This is a genomic window from Methanosarcina sp. DH2 (assembly GCF_020804225.1).
In the GTDB taxonomy this organism is placed as follows: domain Archaea; phylum Halobacteriota; class Methanosarcinia; order Methanosarcinales; family Methanosarcinaceae; genus Methanosarcina.
The window spans coordinates 243323-260141 of the sequence record NZ_WJBI01000004.1; the positions used below are offsets into that span (position 1 = coordinate 243323).

Sequence of the window (16819 nt, forward strand, 5' to 3'; positions counted from 1 at the left end):
GCTCTGTAGACGAGCTTTCGGTAGCTTGCTACTGGAAATCTACGATAAACAGGCTTATTGAGGAATTGAGGATCTTTGAGATCCGAAGCCATATGAGATAATGTACTCGTAGGAAGCTTATCCCTCGAAACTGAGCCGGAAGGCGAAGAATTCAGGGAGGAGTAGTTCACTAGTATTGCGATTCCGAAGTATGTTCACAAAAGTTGAAGTTTGAATATATACAATGGTCACCCATTTTCCCACTAAATAAGGGATTTATTTTGGAATCGAAGCACTAGTATTTCCTAATTCCATCTTAAAGTCTCGATATTTACCTCTTTTAATGATATTCTCATTTTATCTCCAGAGTTTATACTGTTAAGGACCTAACCCATTACATATTTAGAGAAAACAATAGTCTCGGAAGTAAACACTTTCATCCAGCTCCCCCAATGGTTAATACCTTCAAAGTATAATCTTCTTCTAAGATTCAATCTTCCATATTCGCTATATCCATTTAAACGACCGAGGTTCTCCTTTGAGACGAGAAAAAGAAAAAATTGCAATCCTTGTCAGAGCTACCCCGGAGAAAAGCAAACGGGATGGGGACGGGCATGCTGTGGGAGTGACCGGCATCAACAAAGATGGAGAACTCCTCAGGCTTTATCCCCTCAGGTTCAGGTACGGCGAAGGACTGGTGGATTTCAGGAGGAATGACCTGCTTGAGGTTACGGTTACAAAGCCTGAGAATGACCCGAGGCTGGAAAGCAGGAAAGTCCTTGATTACGTTAACCTGAAACAGCCCGCAAAAGATAGGGGGATAAAAGAGCTTATCCTGCCACTGGTAACTTCTTTAGAAAGACTGAATATTGAAGGGGTAAGTCTGGGAGTGATAAAGCCGGAGCTTCTGAATATTGAGGTTAAAGTAAACAGCATCGAAACCTATGACCGGCAGCAGTACTTTAATATGATGGGAGATTTCCTGGAAAAAGGGGAAAAATCCAGAATGCCTGTAGAGGTTAAGTACACTTTCAGGTGCGAGGGGGAAGAAGCTTGCAGGGGGCATAAAATTGTCCTGCTTGACTGGGAACTCAATGAAACCGTACGGAATATTGTAAGGCAAGAAAGGAAACCCGGAGCTGTGGAAAAGAAAATAAAAGAACAGCTCTTTGAACGTTTGAAAGAAAGAGAACTTTACTTTATAATGGGAACCCATTTCATATCTGGAACCTGGATGATTACAGGGATTTTCTGTCCTGAAAAAGAGGGAGGACAGAGCAGAATCTTTGATTTTAAGCGGGAGAAAACAGTTAATGAAATGGAAACAGAGCAACCTGCATTAAACAGATAAAAAAGAAAATTAAAAGGAAGTTTAAAACCTGAAAGGAAACTGAAAGGAAACTGAAAGGAAACTGAGAGAAATTAAAAGGTTCTGCTCAATTCTGCAAACGGGAGTGAGGAGTTATAAATACCAGTTGCTAGAAACAAAGACCCATCATTTAAAACGAAGGGATTCCCTATAAAAAGTAAACCTGATATTAAACCAAGACTTAAACAGAAAGACTTCAGAAAAGCCCCTATCTACATAGTTATTTCCTTACTGATACTTACCTTAGCTATCAGCCCCGTATTTGCGAATACATCAACCGTAGGTCCCGGACAGAACAATTCCGCAGGTATAGAGACTGAAAACCCAGCTGCAGAGGAAAAAGGGAGTTTCGGGAAAATCAAAATCATAACAATTCCAAACGGCTCTGAGATCTACATAAATGAAAAGGCTGCGGGAAAAACACCTGCCCTTATAGAAGGAGTACCGCCTGGTTTTTACGAGGTGGTGCTGAGGCAGGAGGGATATGATGATGTTTTTGCGCGGGTGTTTGTTAAAGCCGGGGAGACAACTTCAATCTCAAAAAAACTCCGTGTAAACGAGAGAGTATACAGCATTTCTTCAAGCCCCTCCGGAGCAAGTGTCTACCTCGACGGAAAGTATAAAGGAGTGACTCCTGTCGTATTTCACGCAGCCGAAGGACAGTATAAACTAACTATAAAGAAGACCGGATACAGCGTGGTTTCAAAAGAGGTCGATGCCTCTGGGGAGACAGCAATTGTGCTGGAGGAAAAACTTCACCTCAGTCTCTTTACCTACTTTGTTGCAAGCCTGGTTCTGCTGGCTTCAGGCATTGTTATAAAAAGAAACCCCGAAAAGCTAAAGTTTAAATCCCCGAGAAAAACTCCGGCAGGCGGCAGGGGACTGGAAAAATTTCAGAGAGGATCAGGGGAAAAAGATGAAAATTTGATGGTGAGGGAAGAAACCTCTTTTGCTGGCGAAAAAAAGAGTAAAACAGAAATCAGAAAAGAGAAAGCCGGAGATAAATTAGAAGAAACAATCAGTGAAACAGACATAAAAGAAGATAAAAAACCAGTTTGGGAAAATGAAAAATTGCATGGGAAATCGTCAGTACCTGATAATCTGGTAGAACTGGAAAGCTTTTCGGAATCAAGTTTAGAGTACACACTAAAAAAGAAAAAGAAAGACTGATTAGAAATAATTATTGGGGAAGGTTGATTAGAAACTTGCCAAAAAATTAGTTAGAAAAATAATTGGAAAGGTTGATAATCATAGGTTGCCTGATTTATGGTTCAGGAAGCCCTCACCCATCAAGTTCTTTTACCAGAAAAGCTTCCAGGCGGTCCATACCTTCTGCAATATTTTCCAGGCTGTTGGCATAGGAAAAACGCAGATAGCCTTCTGCTCCGTTTCCGAAGTCTATGCCAGGAGTTACCGCCACACCTGCCTCGTTGAGAATCCGGCGGCTCAGTTCAAGAGAATCGTTGCTGAACTTGCGGGCATCAGCAAGGACATAAAAAGCTCCCAGTGGCTCTCTGCGAACTTCGAGCCCCATGCCAAGAAGTCTTTTAAGCATGTACTGGCGGCGTATATTGTAGGTCTGAACCATCTCGACAACGTGTTCCTGGGAACCTTTCAGGGCTGCAATACCTGCCTCCTGCACAAAAGAGTTAGCGCAGATAAAGAAGTTCTGGTGAATTTTCTGGATCGCGCGTACACATTCAGTGGGGCAGATAATATAGCCGAGCCTCCAGCCAGTCATTGCATACAGTTTGGAAAAGCCGTTCAGAACAAAGGCATTTTTAGTATATTCCAGAATACTGTGTTCCTCTCCGCTATAGATTAAACCCTGGTAGATTTCGTCCGAAACAACAGGAATGCCTCTTTCATCCGCTATAGCGGCAAGACCCTGCAGGCTTTCAGGAGACATAACATGTCCTCCGGGATTTGAAGGACTGTTAATAAGGATGGCTTTCGTATTCGGGCTCAGACACTGCCTTACTGTTTCCGGTTCAAGAGCAAAGCCGTTTGTCTCGCTCGTATAGACAAAAACAGGGGTCCCGCCCAGATACTTTACGAAATTCGGATAGCAGGCATAATGGGGGTTAGACATAATTACTTCGTCCCTCTTTTCAAGCAGAGCCATAAAAACCATCAGGAGACCAGGGCTTGTTCCGGAAGTGACAACAATCTGATTCGGATTCAGGTCAACTCCAAACTTCCGGTAATAAGACTCAACTATTGCCTCTCTCAGGGCAGGGAGTCCCTGGCTGTGAGTGTATTTTGTAAGCCCCTGGCCAATCGCAGCACAGGCAGCCTCACATATATGGGGGGCGGTAGGAAAATCAGGCTCTCCGACCTCGAGGTGGATTATATGCCTGCCCTGAGCTTCCAGGGCCTTGGCACTTTCCAGTACTTCCATCACATAGAAAGGAGGGATATCTTCTGATTTTTTTGATAGGATGCATTCGGAATTCATTGAAAACATAAAAGACCTTCTGAAAAGCGATTACTATAAAAACCACGGGTAGAAGCAAGTAATATCACTAAGTATGTACCTAAAACTGCGTATGCTTTCAATATTTAAATATTCTGTGGGAAAAATAAAGAGTCAGAACTGAGGAAATATAAAGAAAAAAATCCCGGAATGAGTTTACAAGAAAAAAGCTAACTCCCTCAACTGGATAGATCTATAGAAACTTAATCCTCCATAGCAACTTAATCTTCAGGCATTATTTTTTCAACTACCTCCACATCAGGCCCATCCCAGCCCTGATCTTCAAGTTTTTTTGCAAAATCACGCTGAAAGGCCTGGAATTTTTCAACGCTTTCAGGGACAATATTGAGGAAATCGTAGTCTCCATAAGCTCCCGTAAAGAAGGAGGCAACTGTTTCTTCAAATTTTTCCTCTATCCTCTGCGGGTACCAGAACCCGTATTGAGAAAGCAAAACAAAGTTAGGGTCAGGTACAGGAGCTTCTTCCGGATAGATATAGAAACCTATAAAGATTTCTTCTCCGGACTTTGCAAGGACCAGTTTCTTTTCGAACTCCGGTTTCTGAAGTTTGAGAAACCATTCTCCCTTTAAAAGTTCTTCAGGCGCGTTAATAACACCATGAGCTTTCAGAATTCTTTCAGCTATTTGCTGGATCTCCAGGATCATGCTCTTACGCTGTTCCTCAGGCATATTCAGGCAGGATGTACAGAATTCTTCTGAGAGAATTCCTGTGTATTGAGTACCAGTTTCTTTTTCCCGCCTCTTACCCTCGTCAGCCTCTTTTTCGTAAGCTTTTTCAGGATTTTTCGCATTCCTCTTTGTTTCAGCCCTGACAGGCAGTATCTCGGCATCAGGATATTCTACCATGATTAGCACCCCCGTTAATGTATATAGGACGGAGATGCCCATAAGCATTGGTATTCAGTTTCCAAACATAATCCGGAGCAACTCCTGAACCAAACATGATTCAGGAACTGTACCACTTTAACCTTTAACCGGGCCCGCCTCCCTGCTTTCCCCATGACAGGGGACGTCATCTATGTTTTCAGAAGCAAGCCACCTGACTCCAAGATATACAAACGGAGTATCAAGAAGAGCGAAAGTTACCTTAAGAGCCCAGAGCGGTAAAACCATATAAAATACTGAAATGGCATTCATCTCAGGAGTGGAGTGATAGAAAGCAATAAAAATAAAAACGAGAGAATCGAGCAGCTGAGAGACAATTGTAGAAAGGTTATTTCTGAGCCACAAATACCTGCCATTTGTTTTTTGCTTCCAGAAATTAAAAGCCCAGAGGTCGTGATACTGGCTTATAATAAAAGCGATCATACTTGCCAGGATAAGTCGCATGGAGTTTGAAAAAACACTATTATAAGCCTCACTGTGCAAGTATAGGGATGAAGGGGGCAGCCCTGTACTTACAAACACGAAAATTACCGCAATACAGAGTGAAAGGAAACCTGCATGTACGAAAACCTTTGTCACTTCTCTCCCCCTCACCTCTTCTACTATATCAGTAATAAGAAAGGTAGGCGGATATCCGAAAAGGCCGACCGAGGTCACAATGCCGAAAATATCAATTATCTTGCTCCCTAGAAGATTCCCAAGGAGCAGGGAGCTAACGAAAATTGTTAGCAAAAGCTGTATTTTATAATCTATGGGTTTCATGGATTCTCAGGGTTTTAAATTGGGTTTAAGGGTTGAATATAACAGTATAAGTGGAATAACTTGATTTCCACAATGCCGACTACTTTAATTTCTACAATACCGTCGCCAAGTTCCGGAAAGATGGAAGTAAAGTATGGGCTGCGGGACGCAGAGGGCTGCGAGGCGCAGAAAATTATTTGAAACGTTCTGCTCTTCTGAAAAGGTTTTGAGGTGACCTGTCCACCTCATCACATATGACTTTATGGGGAATGGAAGAGGGCAGGATGGAGTATGCCTGGCTATCCGTACCTCGAAGCCCCCATGTCTCGTCTGTGAGCAGGAAGTAGGAGTTTTCAAGCCTGACACCCTTTGATTTAAGGGAAGAAATGATCTCGGGGTTTGAGAGGTCTTTTCTAATTTCTTCCGCAGCTTTTACCTGAGTGCCAGGACCTCCCTTTTTTACTGGATAAGTACGGTCATCAGAAAGGGTTTTTTTCATTGTGCGGACTATCAGCCTGTAGCAGGTTTTTTTATTTGAAGACATTTCCGGAACTTTTTCCAGATAAAAAACGCTACTTTCATTATGGGCAATATCAGAGAGAATGTCTTCCCTTCTCGAGAAAGATTCCACATCACACGTAGATGTACTCGAGAAAAAAACCGGAAACTTTTTAGACAGGCTGTCTGCTGCTGCCTGGTTCATCTTCTCGCGGGGGATATACTCGAAGTTAACTCTGGACCCTGACAACTCCTTTTCGATTTCCTTAACCCTTCCCTGAAAGGCTTTTACGGCTTCAGTAGAATCATTATAAATAATTATTTCCTTATCGCCTTTGGAAAAAATCCTGACAAGTAAGATAGCAAAATTAAGGGCTGCAAGTTCGCAATCAAGATTATTTTGAGGATCGCCCGGGATTTTAGTTGTTGACTGGTGAACCTGCCTGCCGCTCCGGAGCACCACGCAGCCGATATAGGAATTTTCACCTTCATTATAAGACGAGTCACAGTAGACTTCAAGCATTTTTATTTTCACCTTTCTGATAGGAGGAATCTGCAGTAAAATAAAATTGGAGGATTATAACAGATAGACTATAGATTAACAGTTATAAATATCGATAGTTACGCTCTTACAAAAATAATGTACTTATGAGAGAAAAAGGTTTTCAGCCTTTACCGGAGTGAAGAAAACATGAAAAAATAGGATGATAAAGAGAGAAGAGAAAAGAAAAGAAAAGAAGAGAAAAGAAAAAATGAGAGTCTACGGTTCGATTGATGTTAATATTAATACAGAGTAGCCTGAATGAAGTATTTTTAGTTAACTTTACTCCGCATCCTGGCGCCGCTTGAGCCGGCGGTTTTTGAGATAGTTAAAGTAAATCTCAGCAGTACCGTGAAATAGAGCATGAAAATACTGATCATTCAATAGTAGATAGCAAAAAGAAAAAAGAAAAAAAGATGAGAAGAGGAAGAAAAAAGCTGCATTAGATTATGATTGCAGCTGTCCTGTCATCCTTTTCTTCATCGAAGTCTGTTACAAGTGCTTCTGTTGTGAGCATCATGCCTGCGATTGAGGCAGCGTTCTGAAGGCCGCTTCTTACCACTTTTGTCGGGTCGATTACACCTGCTTCGAAGAGATCTTCAAACACGTCTCTCTTTGCATTGTACCCGAAGAGTTCGCTGGATTCTGCCCTTATGGTTGCCACCACTTCAGCGCCTTCCCTGCCTGCATTTGTGGCGATCTGGCGGACAGGCTCTTCTATGGACCTCTGGACGATCTTTACACCTACCTGCCTGTCGCCATCAAGGTTCAAGGAATCCAGGGTTGCAGCTGCACGGAAGAGACTAATTCCTCCTCCTGTGACCACACCTTCTTCAACTGCGGCTTTTGTAGCATTCAGGGCATCGTCAATTCTCATCTTCTTTTCCTTAAGTTCGGTTTCGGTTGCAGCTCCTACTTTAATTACCGCAACGCCACCTCCCAGTTTTGCCTGGCGCTTTTTAAGTTCGGTCTTTCTGTAGTCGGCTTCAGCAATATTGACCTGGGCTTCGATGATCCTGACCCTTTCGTCAATTTCTGCCTTGTCGCCCCTGCCTTCTACAATTATGGTCTTATGGTTGTCAACCGTAACTTTCCTGGCACTTCCGAGCATGTGGTCGCTGAATTCCTCAAGTTTCATGCCCTTTTCTTCGCTGATAACCTGCCCGCCGGTCAGGACGGCAATGTCTTCAAGCATCTCCTTTCTCTCGTTTCCAAAACCAGGAGACTTTACAGCGCAGACCCTCAGGGCTCCGCGGATAATATTCAGAATCAGGGCTGCCTGGGCATCCCCATCGACATCCTCAGCAATAATCAGGAGGGACCGGCCTTCAGAAGCAACCTTCTCAAGTACAGGCACGATCTGCTTCATGCTGTTGATTTTTTTGTCCGTAATCAATATATAGGGGTCTTCAAATTCACAGATCATTTTTTCAGTATCAAGTGCCATATAGGGAGAAACAAATCCACGGTCAAACTGCATGCCTTCAACTACATCAAGGCTGGTTTCCATGGTTTTTGAATCTTCGACAGTGATTACCCCATTGTAACCGACCCTTTCCATGGCATCGGCAATCAGATTGCCTATTTCTTCGTCATTATTTGCGGAAATAGTAGCTACCTGTATGATTTTGTCCTTGCCCTTTACCTCGACACTCTTGCTCTTGAGGTACCCTACAACCTTTTCTGTGGCAATCTCAATCCCTTTTTTGACCTCTATGGGATTTGCCCCTGCACTGATGTTTTTTAAACCTTCCCGGATCATGCTCTGGGCAAGGAGGGTTGCGGTAGTTGTCCCGTCTCCTGTGTTGTCCTGAGTTCTGGAAGCTACTTCCTTGACGAGTTTGGCTCCCATATTTTCGAACTTATCATGGAGCTCTATTTCTTTTGCAATGGTGACACCGTCATTTGTGACTACGGGCTTTGTACTTTTATCCAGCACGACATAACGGCCCTTCGGTCCGAGAGTGATCTTAACAGTATTTGCGACTTTATCCACACCATTTAAAAGTGCTTTTCTAGCACTCTCATCAAACATTATCTGCTTTGAAGCCATCTGTATTCACCTGAATTAGGATCAAATATTCTTACTGAGTTAAGTCATGATTTATCCAAGTCATGATTTATCTGACATTTTCATATTCCGGATATAGTACGTTCAGAAGAGGCCTCATTCAATATTATTCTTCAACAACTGTTGCCAGGATATCCTTGAAGTCAACGAAGATGTATTTTTCGTCATCGAGCTCAACTTCATCGGCCTGGTATCCCCCATAAATTACATGGTCACCCTTTTTCAAAGGGAGTTCTTTCCCGTCTTCGAAGGTCCCCACTGCTATAACGACTCCTTCTTTCTTCTCCTGCCGTGCAGAGTCCGGGATATAGATCCCGCCTTTAGTCACTTCTTCTTTCTTCTGGTGCTTGAGTAATACTCGTTCGCCAATAGGTCTGATAATCACTCTTTGTTCCTCCTTGTATGTAAGTGACCTCTATATTAGCTGAACATCCACTGGTTACTATAAGTCAGCATGGGATAGATGAATGTATTGAGCTGTAAAACGCCCAACTATTTGCATATAGTGTGAAACTTGTATTTAAAAATTACCAGCAAAACGGAAAGAGTTTATTAGCAAAATAAGTATAATTGCAAAAAAATCGAGATGATATCTACAAATTAAAATAAAATATATATACCTGAATCTCTAAAATAGTACACAGATGGTTCAGCAGATTATCCTCAGAAATTTAGAAAAACCCCGGATAAAGAGCCTTGAAGAAGACCTTTTATGGTTATGTGACAGCTTTGGCTTCTCTTCAGGAAGGGATACAGAAAATACAGCTAACAGGATAATCTTCAGTCTACTTGAAAACCTCTCAAACGACGAGATAAGTTCATCTGAAGTTCTGGCTGAAGACCTCGATATGAAGATCTCAAGAATAAACCATCATCTCCGAAACCTCAATGACTCCGGGCTTCTTTACAGGAAAAAACGCCTGATCTATCTGAGAGGAGGCAGTCTGAAAGCTGCAGTAAGGGAGATGAGGAAGGATTCGGAAAGGATACTGGATGAACTGGAAAGTATAGCCGAAGAAATAGACTTAATAATGGGCCTCAAAAACAGGTGAAGATCAGGATATAAGAAGTACTTAAGAAAGACTGCAAACTAATAACAGATTGAAACAAAAGACTGAACAGATTGAAACAAAAGACTGAAACCGGAAAGGAATTCAATAACTATTCCGATTTACTTTTAGCATGAATAAAGTCTCCATAGTTCCCTGCCCTGATTATTCTGAAACAAAAGAAGCAATAGCCAGGACTCTTGACCTGCTGGGCGGCATTGAAAATATAATTGAACCGGGAAACAGTGTACTTCTCAAACCCAATATTCTTTCGGCAAGCCCGCCGGAAACTGCCACAACTACCCATCCTTCCGTGGTAGCAGCAATGTGCGAATTTGTGCTCAGTGCAGGAGGAAAGCCAGTTGTCGGAGACGGAGCCGGAATCTCAAGACCTGGAGCTACAGCAACAGCCCTGAGGGCTTCAGGCATAGAAGAGGCTGCCCGAAAAGCCGGAGCAAGAGTTGTGAACTTTGAAACTGCAGGCTTTACCCTGGTAGAAGTCCCTGAGCCCCTTCAGTTCCGAAAACTATACATTGCAAACCCTGTCCTTGAAGCCGATGTTATAATATCCCTTCCGAAACTGAAAACCCATGAGCTTACATATTATACAGGCGCGGTCAAGAACTTCTTTGGAGCCCTTCCTCTGAAGTGCCGAAAAGAGATACACCTTCTTGGAAAAAGAAACCTCTTTGGCGAAGCTGTTGCCGATGTATATTCTGTTGTCAGGCCCGGTTTTGCGGTCATGGACGGAGTTGTGGGTATGGAAGGAAACGGGCCTTCTCACGGAAAACCTGTAAATTCAGGAGTAATTCTGGCAAGCCGGGACTGTGTTTCCCTGGATATTGTTGCGGCAGAACTGATAGGCTTTGATCCTTTGAAAATTCCCACGACCGCAGGTGCTCTCAAGAAAGGTTTCGGAAACCAGTGCCCTGTCGTGGTCGGAACGCCGTTAAAAGAGGTCAAAAAGAAATTCAAACCATCAAGCGGCGGAGTCAGCACAGCCCCACCTTTTCTTACACGCAGTCTTGGCAAGTATTACACAATATATCCCCGGATCAATCAAAGAAAATGCACTCACTGCGGAGCTTGTTACAATAATTGTTCTCCGCAGGCTGTAGAACAACTGGAAGACGGGAGTTTCAGGATCAACCAGGAGAAATGTATTTTATGCTACTGTTGCCGTGAACTCTGCCCAAGTAACGCAGTAGAAATTAAAAAATCGCTACTGGCAACTCTTCTGACAGCAAAAAAGTAATTTAGTTCGTAAAACGTGGCCAGTATATTTAAAAATTGGAGAAAGTTGAAAAAAGTTGAAAAAAAATATTAAAAGGAAATTAAATAATTGAAAGTAAACTAAAAATTGAGAATAAGAACTTGAGTGCTTTCTTATCTGTTTGAAGCCGGCTTAAATAAGAACTTACACTGTTACCAGAAATACAATATAGTTAAGGGAGACAGAATAATGCCTCCCTGATGTGCTAAATAAAATTACTGGTATTTGTGTTCCCGCCTCTCTGCTACCATGCGCTCTCTTTCTAGTCGTTCCCGCTTCTCTTTATCTGTCTCTGTCCTCTCCATCCTTTCTATTCGTTCTTTATCCTGCTGAGCCATTTTCTCTTCCGCAGTTTTTAGCTGTTCATGTTTCTCTCTTTCTGTCCGGGCCATTCTTTCTGGTTCTGTCTCAGCCTGCACCCCTGTCGAAATTTCTGCCTGCTCCACGACTACTATCTGCCAGTAGGGCTGATATCCATAGTAAGTGTAGGTTCTGGAGAGTTCTTCACGGGTTAAAGGCCAGTTGCCCTTATCAAAGCCCTCTGCGTTTTCCAGGACATCCTTGGGAATATTAAGTACGAAAGCATGTTCGTGTACTCTCAATGAAAGGGACTGCCAGGGAATAGCAAACAGCTTATCGCTCATACCCAGGAATCCTCCAAATGAAAGTACAGCATATGCTACTCTTCCATCATGAAGGTCAATCATTAATTCTTCAATCTTCCCAAGATCCTCTCCAGCTGTATTGATAACTTTGTCCCCTTTCATAGTGCCTGCTGACAAAAAGTCAGGACTTTCTCTGCTCGCCAGACCTTCTCTTCCGGATACTCTTTCTGATCCTATCTCTCCAGGCAATCCGGTTCGTTCGGTCACTTCTCTCTGCCAGTAAGGCTCGTATCCATAGTAAGTGTAGGTTCTGGAAAGCCACTCATGAGAAGTTACAGGCCAGTTATCTTTATCAAAGCCCTCTGCCTTTTCAAGAGTTTCTTTAGGAATATCAAGCACGAAGGCATGATCATGAAGTTTCAGTCTAAGAGACTGCCAGGGAATAGCAAATAGTTTGTCTCCCATACCCAGGAATCCGCCAAAAGACAGTACTGCATATGCTATTCTTCCATCACGGAGGTCAATCATTAATTCTTCAATCTTCCCAAGATCCTCTCCAGATGTATTGACAACTTTATCCCCTTTTATCGTGGTTGCTGACAGAAAATCTGGGTTTTCTCTGCTTGCCATACCTCCCATCCGGGCCATCCTTGCCGATTCCGTCTCTTGCCACTTTTCTGCTTCCATACGCTCTCTTTCAAGCCGGGAAAGCCTTTCTTGCTCGGTCTCTACTTTCCTCTCAGCTTCCATACGCTCTCTTTCCAGCCGGGCAAGCCTCTCCTGTTCAGTCTCTACTTTCCTCTCAGCTTCCATACGCTCTCTTCCAAGCCCGGCAAGCTTCTCTTTCTCGGATTCTTCCCGTTTTTCAGCTTCCATACGCTCTCTTTCAAGCCGGGAAAGCTTCTCTTTCTCGACATCTTCTTGCCTTCCTACTCTTTCCCGTTCACTTTCCAGCTGTGCCAGTCTCTCTCTCCGGGCCTCTTCCTGCATCTTTACTACATTCACCTCTTTTTCGAGCCTGGACACTTTTTCGGTCTCTTCTAGTCTAATGGCCTCCTGAAGCTCTTTCTCTAACCCTACCAGCTTCCCTCTCTCAATTTCCGCCTGCTTCTCTAATTCCATCTGCTCTCTTTCCAGCCTGGCCAATCTCTCCCTCTCGGTTTCGGTCTGCCTCTCTCTCTGAATCCGTTGTTCTTCTAGATGGGATACCTTTTCTTCCTGTGTTTCTCTTAGCCCTTCAAGCCTTTCTCTTTCCATCCGGGCCTTTCTCTCTTCTTCAGTTCCTACCATTCCTGATTTTTCTCTTTCCAGCCGGGCCATTCTTTCTGCTTCTGTCTCACCCATGATTCCTGTCGAAACTCCTGCCGCTGCCGCCGGTAGTGCCTGCCAGTAAGGCTCGTATCCATAGTAAGTGTAGGTTCTGGAGAGTTCCTCACGAGTTAAAGGCCAGTTGCCCTTATCAAAACCTTCTGCCTTATCAAAAGTTTCTTTAGGAATATTAAGTACGAAGGCGTGATCATGCACTCTCAAAGTAAGAGCCTGCCAGGGAATAGCAAACAATTTGCTACCTATACCCAGTATCCCACCATGTGAAAGTACAGCATATGCTACTTTTCCGTTTTCGAGATCAATCATTAATTCGTCAATTTTCCCAACGTCATCTCCAGATGTATTGACAACTTTATCCCCTTTCATAGTGTCTGCTGACAAAAAGTCAGGATTTTCTCTGCTCGCCCGGGATACTCTTTTTGCTTCTGTCTCACCCCGTATTACAGTTTGTCCCGCCACTTCTGTCTGCCAGTAAGGCTGGTATCCATAATAAGTATAGTTTCTGGAAAGCCATTCACGGCTGGTTACAGGCCAGTTATCCTTATCAAAGCCTTCTGCATTTTCAAGAGTTTCTTTAGGAACATCAAGTAAGAAGGCATGATCATGCAGTTTCAGTCTGAAAGCCTGCCAGGGAATAGCAAATAGTTTGTCCCCCATACCCAGGAATCCGCCAAAAGACAGTACTGCATATGCTATTCTTCCGTCATCGACGTCAACCATTAATTCTTCAATCTTTCCAAGGTCCTCCCCAGCTGTATTGACGACCTTATCCCCTTTTATAGTGCTTGCTGATAAAAAATCTGGATTATTTTTATGTGCCATAGTTCCAACTCCCTAAAGTAAGAAGATATCTTAAAGTCCGTGTTCCCCAGGACACAACTTCAAAACTAATCTCCTGATTAAGTTTATTCCAAACCCTACATGCCAGTAAGGTTGACATCTGTATTTGCTTGCTCAGCTACAAAGGCTTAAATGTTACCTGGTCGGTTTTCCAGTACTTCTGTCTGCCAGTAGGGCTGATATCCATAGTAGCTGTACATAGAGGAAAGCCATTCACGGCTGGTTACAGGCCAGTTATCCTTATCGAAGCCTTCTGCTTTTTCGAGAGTTTCTTTAGGAATATCAAGTACGAAGGCGTGTTCGTGCACTCTTAACGAAAGGGCATTCCATGGAATAGCAAATAACTTGTTGCCTAGACCCAGGAATCCACCAAAAGAGAGTACTGCATATGCTACTCTTCCATCACGAAGGTCAATCATTAATTCTTCAATCTTCCCAAGATCTTCTCCAGCTGTATTGATGACTTTATCTCCTTTTATAGTGCTTGCTGACAAAAATTCCGGATTATCTCTATGTACCATAATTCCAACTCCCTGAGGTAAAGAAATATATTTTAAAGTCCGCGTCCCCCAAGACATAACTTTAAAATCTCTCCCCCAATGATTATTATTTTTTTGATGTTACTTAAAACTACCGGAATCATTAAAAATAATATTTTATGTTACTAAGAGAGAAAGTTATGAATAAATTTTAGTAAGAAATTACAGAAAAGACTGATTTTTATTTAAGAGTTTTCTTTGAGCTCCAGAAATATCTGGCTGGCAAGCGGCATCAGATATGTCGAAAATAACCTCCTTTGGTTTAATGTTTCCCTCAAACAAGCAAATTAAAAGGTTAAAGTCAGGGGCAAAATTATTAATCAAGCTTCAGGACTAAACTTTTACATATTTCTAAAATATTCTCAAGAACACTTTAGAAAGATACATAAAAAAGGATGATAAATATAAAAAAATCCGGCAATTACATTATAACACTTTCTTTTTTATCTTTTTGCAAGATCTTTTAATCCAGAACGCCTAGAATATGTATTAAAAGAATCTTTTGCTTGGGAAAATACCCCTGTGCTCGTACATGAAGAAGGTGATGGGATGCTTTATACCTATAAAGATACAGAGTATGCTCCGGAAAAATGTTCTCTTTGCAACGGAACCGGGCATGCTGAAGGTGGAATCTGTGAAGCCTGTGGAGGACAGGGGAACGTGCTCGTTGCCCAGCCTGCAATAACATGTCCACTTTGCAGCGGATCCGGAAATCTGGAAAACGGAACCTGCAGAGCCTGTGGAGGGGGTGGCTGGGCTCTTCTCTAAGAAGGACTATACTTTCCGGGTCATATATTCATATAGTCAGAAAGTAAAACTATGGCTCTTCAGTAACTATGGCTCTTCAGTAACTGATTTATCAAAAGATTGCTCTGAATTCCCCGGAAAATTCTCTTTTTCCTTTTGCCTTTCCAGAACTTCGTTCTTTTTTATATCGGGCAGACAGTCAAAGCAGGTCTCATATCTTGGAGGCTTATACTTTTTTCTGCATACAGGGCAGAGTTCCATGCCTTTCAAGCTTGCAAAATGACAGCGCTTGCAGAGCACAATTGCATGCTCCAGAGACGAATATTCTTCCTCTGCTTTTCTGGTTTCTTCTTCAATTAGCTCTTCAATCCCGCTTTCTTCAAGCCATTCGTGATAAAGTCTTTTGAAGTTTCCTTCTCCTGCGTCTTCAACAAGCTCCTCGATGCGCTGTTCTTCAAGGTCAGTATGGTCAGGCTCGATTTTATGTATGGTCGAGGCTTTGTGCCAGGCAGGATGGCTTTTATGGCGGTGTTTACCGGTCAGGAAGTACTTGAATTTCTGGTACTTCTGTCTGTATACTTCCCTGAACCTGGCATAAGCGAGACTGTAAATCCCGGAACGGATCTCTGCCGGGGAAAAGGCTCCGGGAGTGTGGATACACAGGCAGTCAGAAGAGCCGCACCAGGCACATGCCTTGCCTTTAATGAATTCAGCTCTTTTTTCTTTCCATTCCTTAGAGTTGCGTTTCATCGAGATACCTGTAGGACTTTTCACAATAAAATATACTTAAAACCGGAGATCTCATCTTCCTAATTTAAATTCTAATTTAAAGACATATTCGGATACACATATTCTGATTTTACTGCAGGTCATCGGAAGTTTTCTGAATATCAGAGCTGGTATACGGGTAATACATTGAACATACATTCTCTGACCTTTTCATATAATATTCGAAGAGTTCTCTACCCCATACCAGGGCGCGGGGTTCAAAACTAAGAAGATACTGCCCTTCAAACCTTCCTTTCTTATTAAAAAATCCTAACAATAACGCTTTTTTCGAAATAGCGATAAGTGCAGGAATTTCAAGCGGTGTTCCTGCATGCATAAAAATAGAGGCATTTTCCTTCGCCAGGATCTTCTCTCCCGCATCACGAAAATCCATTGAAAACCTATCAAATGAATCTTTGCTAAGGATGAGCTGCATCTTAACGCCTTTTTTTACGAGCTCAAGGGAAAAAGAAGGAATCTGAGGATGAAAATAAGAAAAAAGGAGCATAACCTGTGAGGATCCGGCAAGATGATTAATCAGCTCAGGAAACAGATCAAATCCATGAGAAAGCCCAGGTTCGGTAAGCTGACTTACTTTAAGGTCACCGATCCGTTTTAATAAATGAAAAGGAATAGAGTCCAGTTTCCTGTGGCTCCAGAAATAACTGTTGTCTTCAAATGTACTGGCCGCATCAAGTAAGGGTCTGGCTTTTTTGACTAATATATCACCTATTATAGAAAGATGATATACATTTTCTTTCTGAACAATTAGACCTTCTTCTTTTAATTTTTTGATCTGGGGAAGCATGGAAATTCTGGGGACCTGAAGAAGATCAAGAATTTCATCAATGTTTCTGGGCCCTTCTGACAGCACTAACAGTAAATTTTTCCTTTTGTCGGAAAATAAAAGAAGATTAACAAGCTGCAGTTTCATCTGGTTTGTGCCTTCTCACTTAAATCAGCATTTTTTAGGAAATGCAATAATATGAAGATTTCAAATAATTATAGTACTGATATAATCATTAGTGTACAGATATAAATGTTATCTTGAATTTGGGGAATCCAAAAAATTAAGAAATTAAACCAGAA

15 protein-coding genes are annotated in these 16819 nt (G+C 42.4%); 5 read left to right on the forward strand and 10 right to left on the reverse strand.

The window, feature by feature from the left end; genetic code table 11:
- The first annotated feature begins 517 nt into the window (after window positions 1–517).
- Window positions 518–1330, forward strand: coding sequence for a hypothetical protein (locus tag FXV91_RS08335; protein ID WP_229390115.1), 813 nt, complete (start codon window positions 518–520; stop codon window positions 1328–1330).
- 381 nt (window positions 1331–1711) lie between these two features.
- Entirely contained in the window at window positions 1712–2518 is an 807-nt protein-coding gene (locus FXV91_RS08340) for a PEGA domain-containing protein (RefSeq protein WP_345945490.1), read from the forward strand.
- 112 nt (window positions 2519–2630) lie between these two features.
- On the opposite strand, the gene FXV91_RS08345 is transcribed toward FXV91_RS08340, so the two are convergent.
- The 6 genes from FXV91_RS08345 to groES form a co-directional block, all read right to left on the reverse strand.
- Window positions 2631–3815, reverse strand: coding sequence for a pyridoxal phosphate-dependent aminotransferase (locus FXV91_RS08345; protein ID WP_229390116.1), 1185 nt, complete (start codon window positions 3813–3815; stop codon window positions 2631–2633).
- 230 nt (window positions 3816–4045) lie between these two features.
- Entirely contained in the window at window positions 4046–4690 is a 645-nt protein-coding gene (locus FXV91_RS08350; RefSeq protein WP_229390117.1) for a hypothetical protein, read from the reverse strand.
- A gap of 117 nt (window positions 4691–4807) precedes the next feature.
- A complete protein-coding gene (locus FXV91_RS08355) occupies window positions 4808–5491 on the reverse strand; it encodes a queuosine precursor transporter (protein ID WP_229390118.1) in 684 nt (227 codons plus the stop codon).
- A 172-nt stretch (window positions 5492–5663) separates the two neighbouring features.
- On the reverse strand, window positions 5664–6491 hold the full coding sequence (locus tag FXV91_RS08360) for a ribonuclease H family protein (RefSeq protein ID WP_229390119.1): 828 nt from the start codon (window positions 6489–6491) through the stop codon (window positions 5664–5666).
- Between the two features lie 460 nt (window positions 6492–6951).
- Window positions 6952–8562 (reverse strand): chaperonin GroEL, encoded by a 1611-nt coding sequence (groL, locus tag FXV91_RS08365; protein ID WP_229390120.1) that lies wholly within the window; start codon window positions 8560–8562, stop codon window positions 6952–6954.
- A 124-nt stretch (window positions 8563–8686) separates the two neighbouring features.
- Complete coding sequence (groES, locus tag FXV91_RS08370; RefSeq protein WP_229390121.1) at window positions 8687–8965, reverse strand: co-chaperone GroES; 279 nt, start codon at window positions 8963–8965, stop codon at window positions 8687–8689.
- 259 nt (window positions 8966–9224) lie between these two features.
- Between groES and FXV91_RS08375 the strand changes: the two genes are divergently transcribed.
- Together FXV91_RS08375 and FXV91_RS08380 are read left to right on the forward strand one after the other, a co-directional pair.
- Entirely contained in the window at window positions 9225–9632 is a 408-nt protein-coding gene (locus tag FXV91_RS08375; RefSeq protein ID WP_229390122.1) for an ArsR family transcriptional regulator, read from the forward strand.
- A 130-nt stretch (window positions 9633–9762) separates the two neighbouring features.
- Complete coding sequence (locus FXV91_RS08380) at window positions 9763–10884, forward strand: DUF362 domain-containing protein (protein WP_229390123.1); 1122 nt, start codon at window positions 9763–9765, stop codon at window positions 10882–10884.
- 233 nt (window positions 10885–11117) lie between these two features.
- On the opposite strand, the gene FXV91_RS08385 is transcribed toward FXV91_RS08380, so the two are convergent.
- A complete protein-coding gene (locus tag FXV91_RS08385) occupies window positions 11118–13658 on the reverse strand; it encodes a PRC-barrel domain-containing protein (protein ID WP_229390124.1) in 2541 nt (846 codons plus the stop codon).
- Window positions 13659–13804: 146 nt separating this feature from the next.
- Window positions 13805–14197, reverse strand: a complete 393-nt coding sequence (locus FXV91_RS08390) for a PRC-barrel domain-containing protein (RefSeq protein ID WP_229390125.1) — start codon at window positions 14195–14197, stop codon at window positions 13805–13807.
- 540 nt (window positions 14198–14737) lie between these two features.
- On the opposite strand from FXV91_RS08390, the gene FXV91_RS08395 reads away from it, so the two are divergent.
- Window positions 14738–14983, forward strand: coding sequence for a transcriptional regulator (locus FXV91_RS08395; protein WP_229390126.1), 246 nt, complete (start codon window positions 14738–14740; stop codon window positions 14981–14983).
- A gap of 66 nt (window positions 14984–15049) precedes the next feature.
- Here FXV91_RS08395 and FXV91_RS08400 read toward each other — a convergent pair whose 3' ends face one another.
- Both FXV91_RS08400 and FXV91_RS08405 read right to left on the reverse strand, forming a co-directional pair.
- Complete coding sequence (locus tag FXV91_RS08400; protein ID WP_229390127.1) at window positions 15050–15712, reverse strand: hypothetical protein; 663 nt, start codon at window positions 15710–15712, stop codon at window positions 15050–15052.
- Between the two features lie 109 nt (window positions 15713–15821).
- Complete coding sequence (locus tag FXV91_RS08405) at window positions 15822–16664, reverse strand: winged helix-turn-helix domain-containing protein (RefSeq protein ID WP_229390128.1); 843 nt, start codon at window positions 16662–16664, stop codon at window positions 15822–15824.
- Between the last annotated feature and the right edge of the window lie 155 nt (window positions 16665–16819).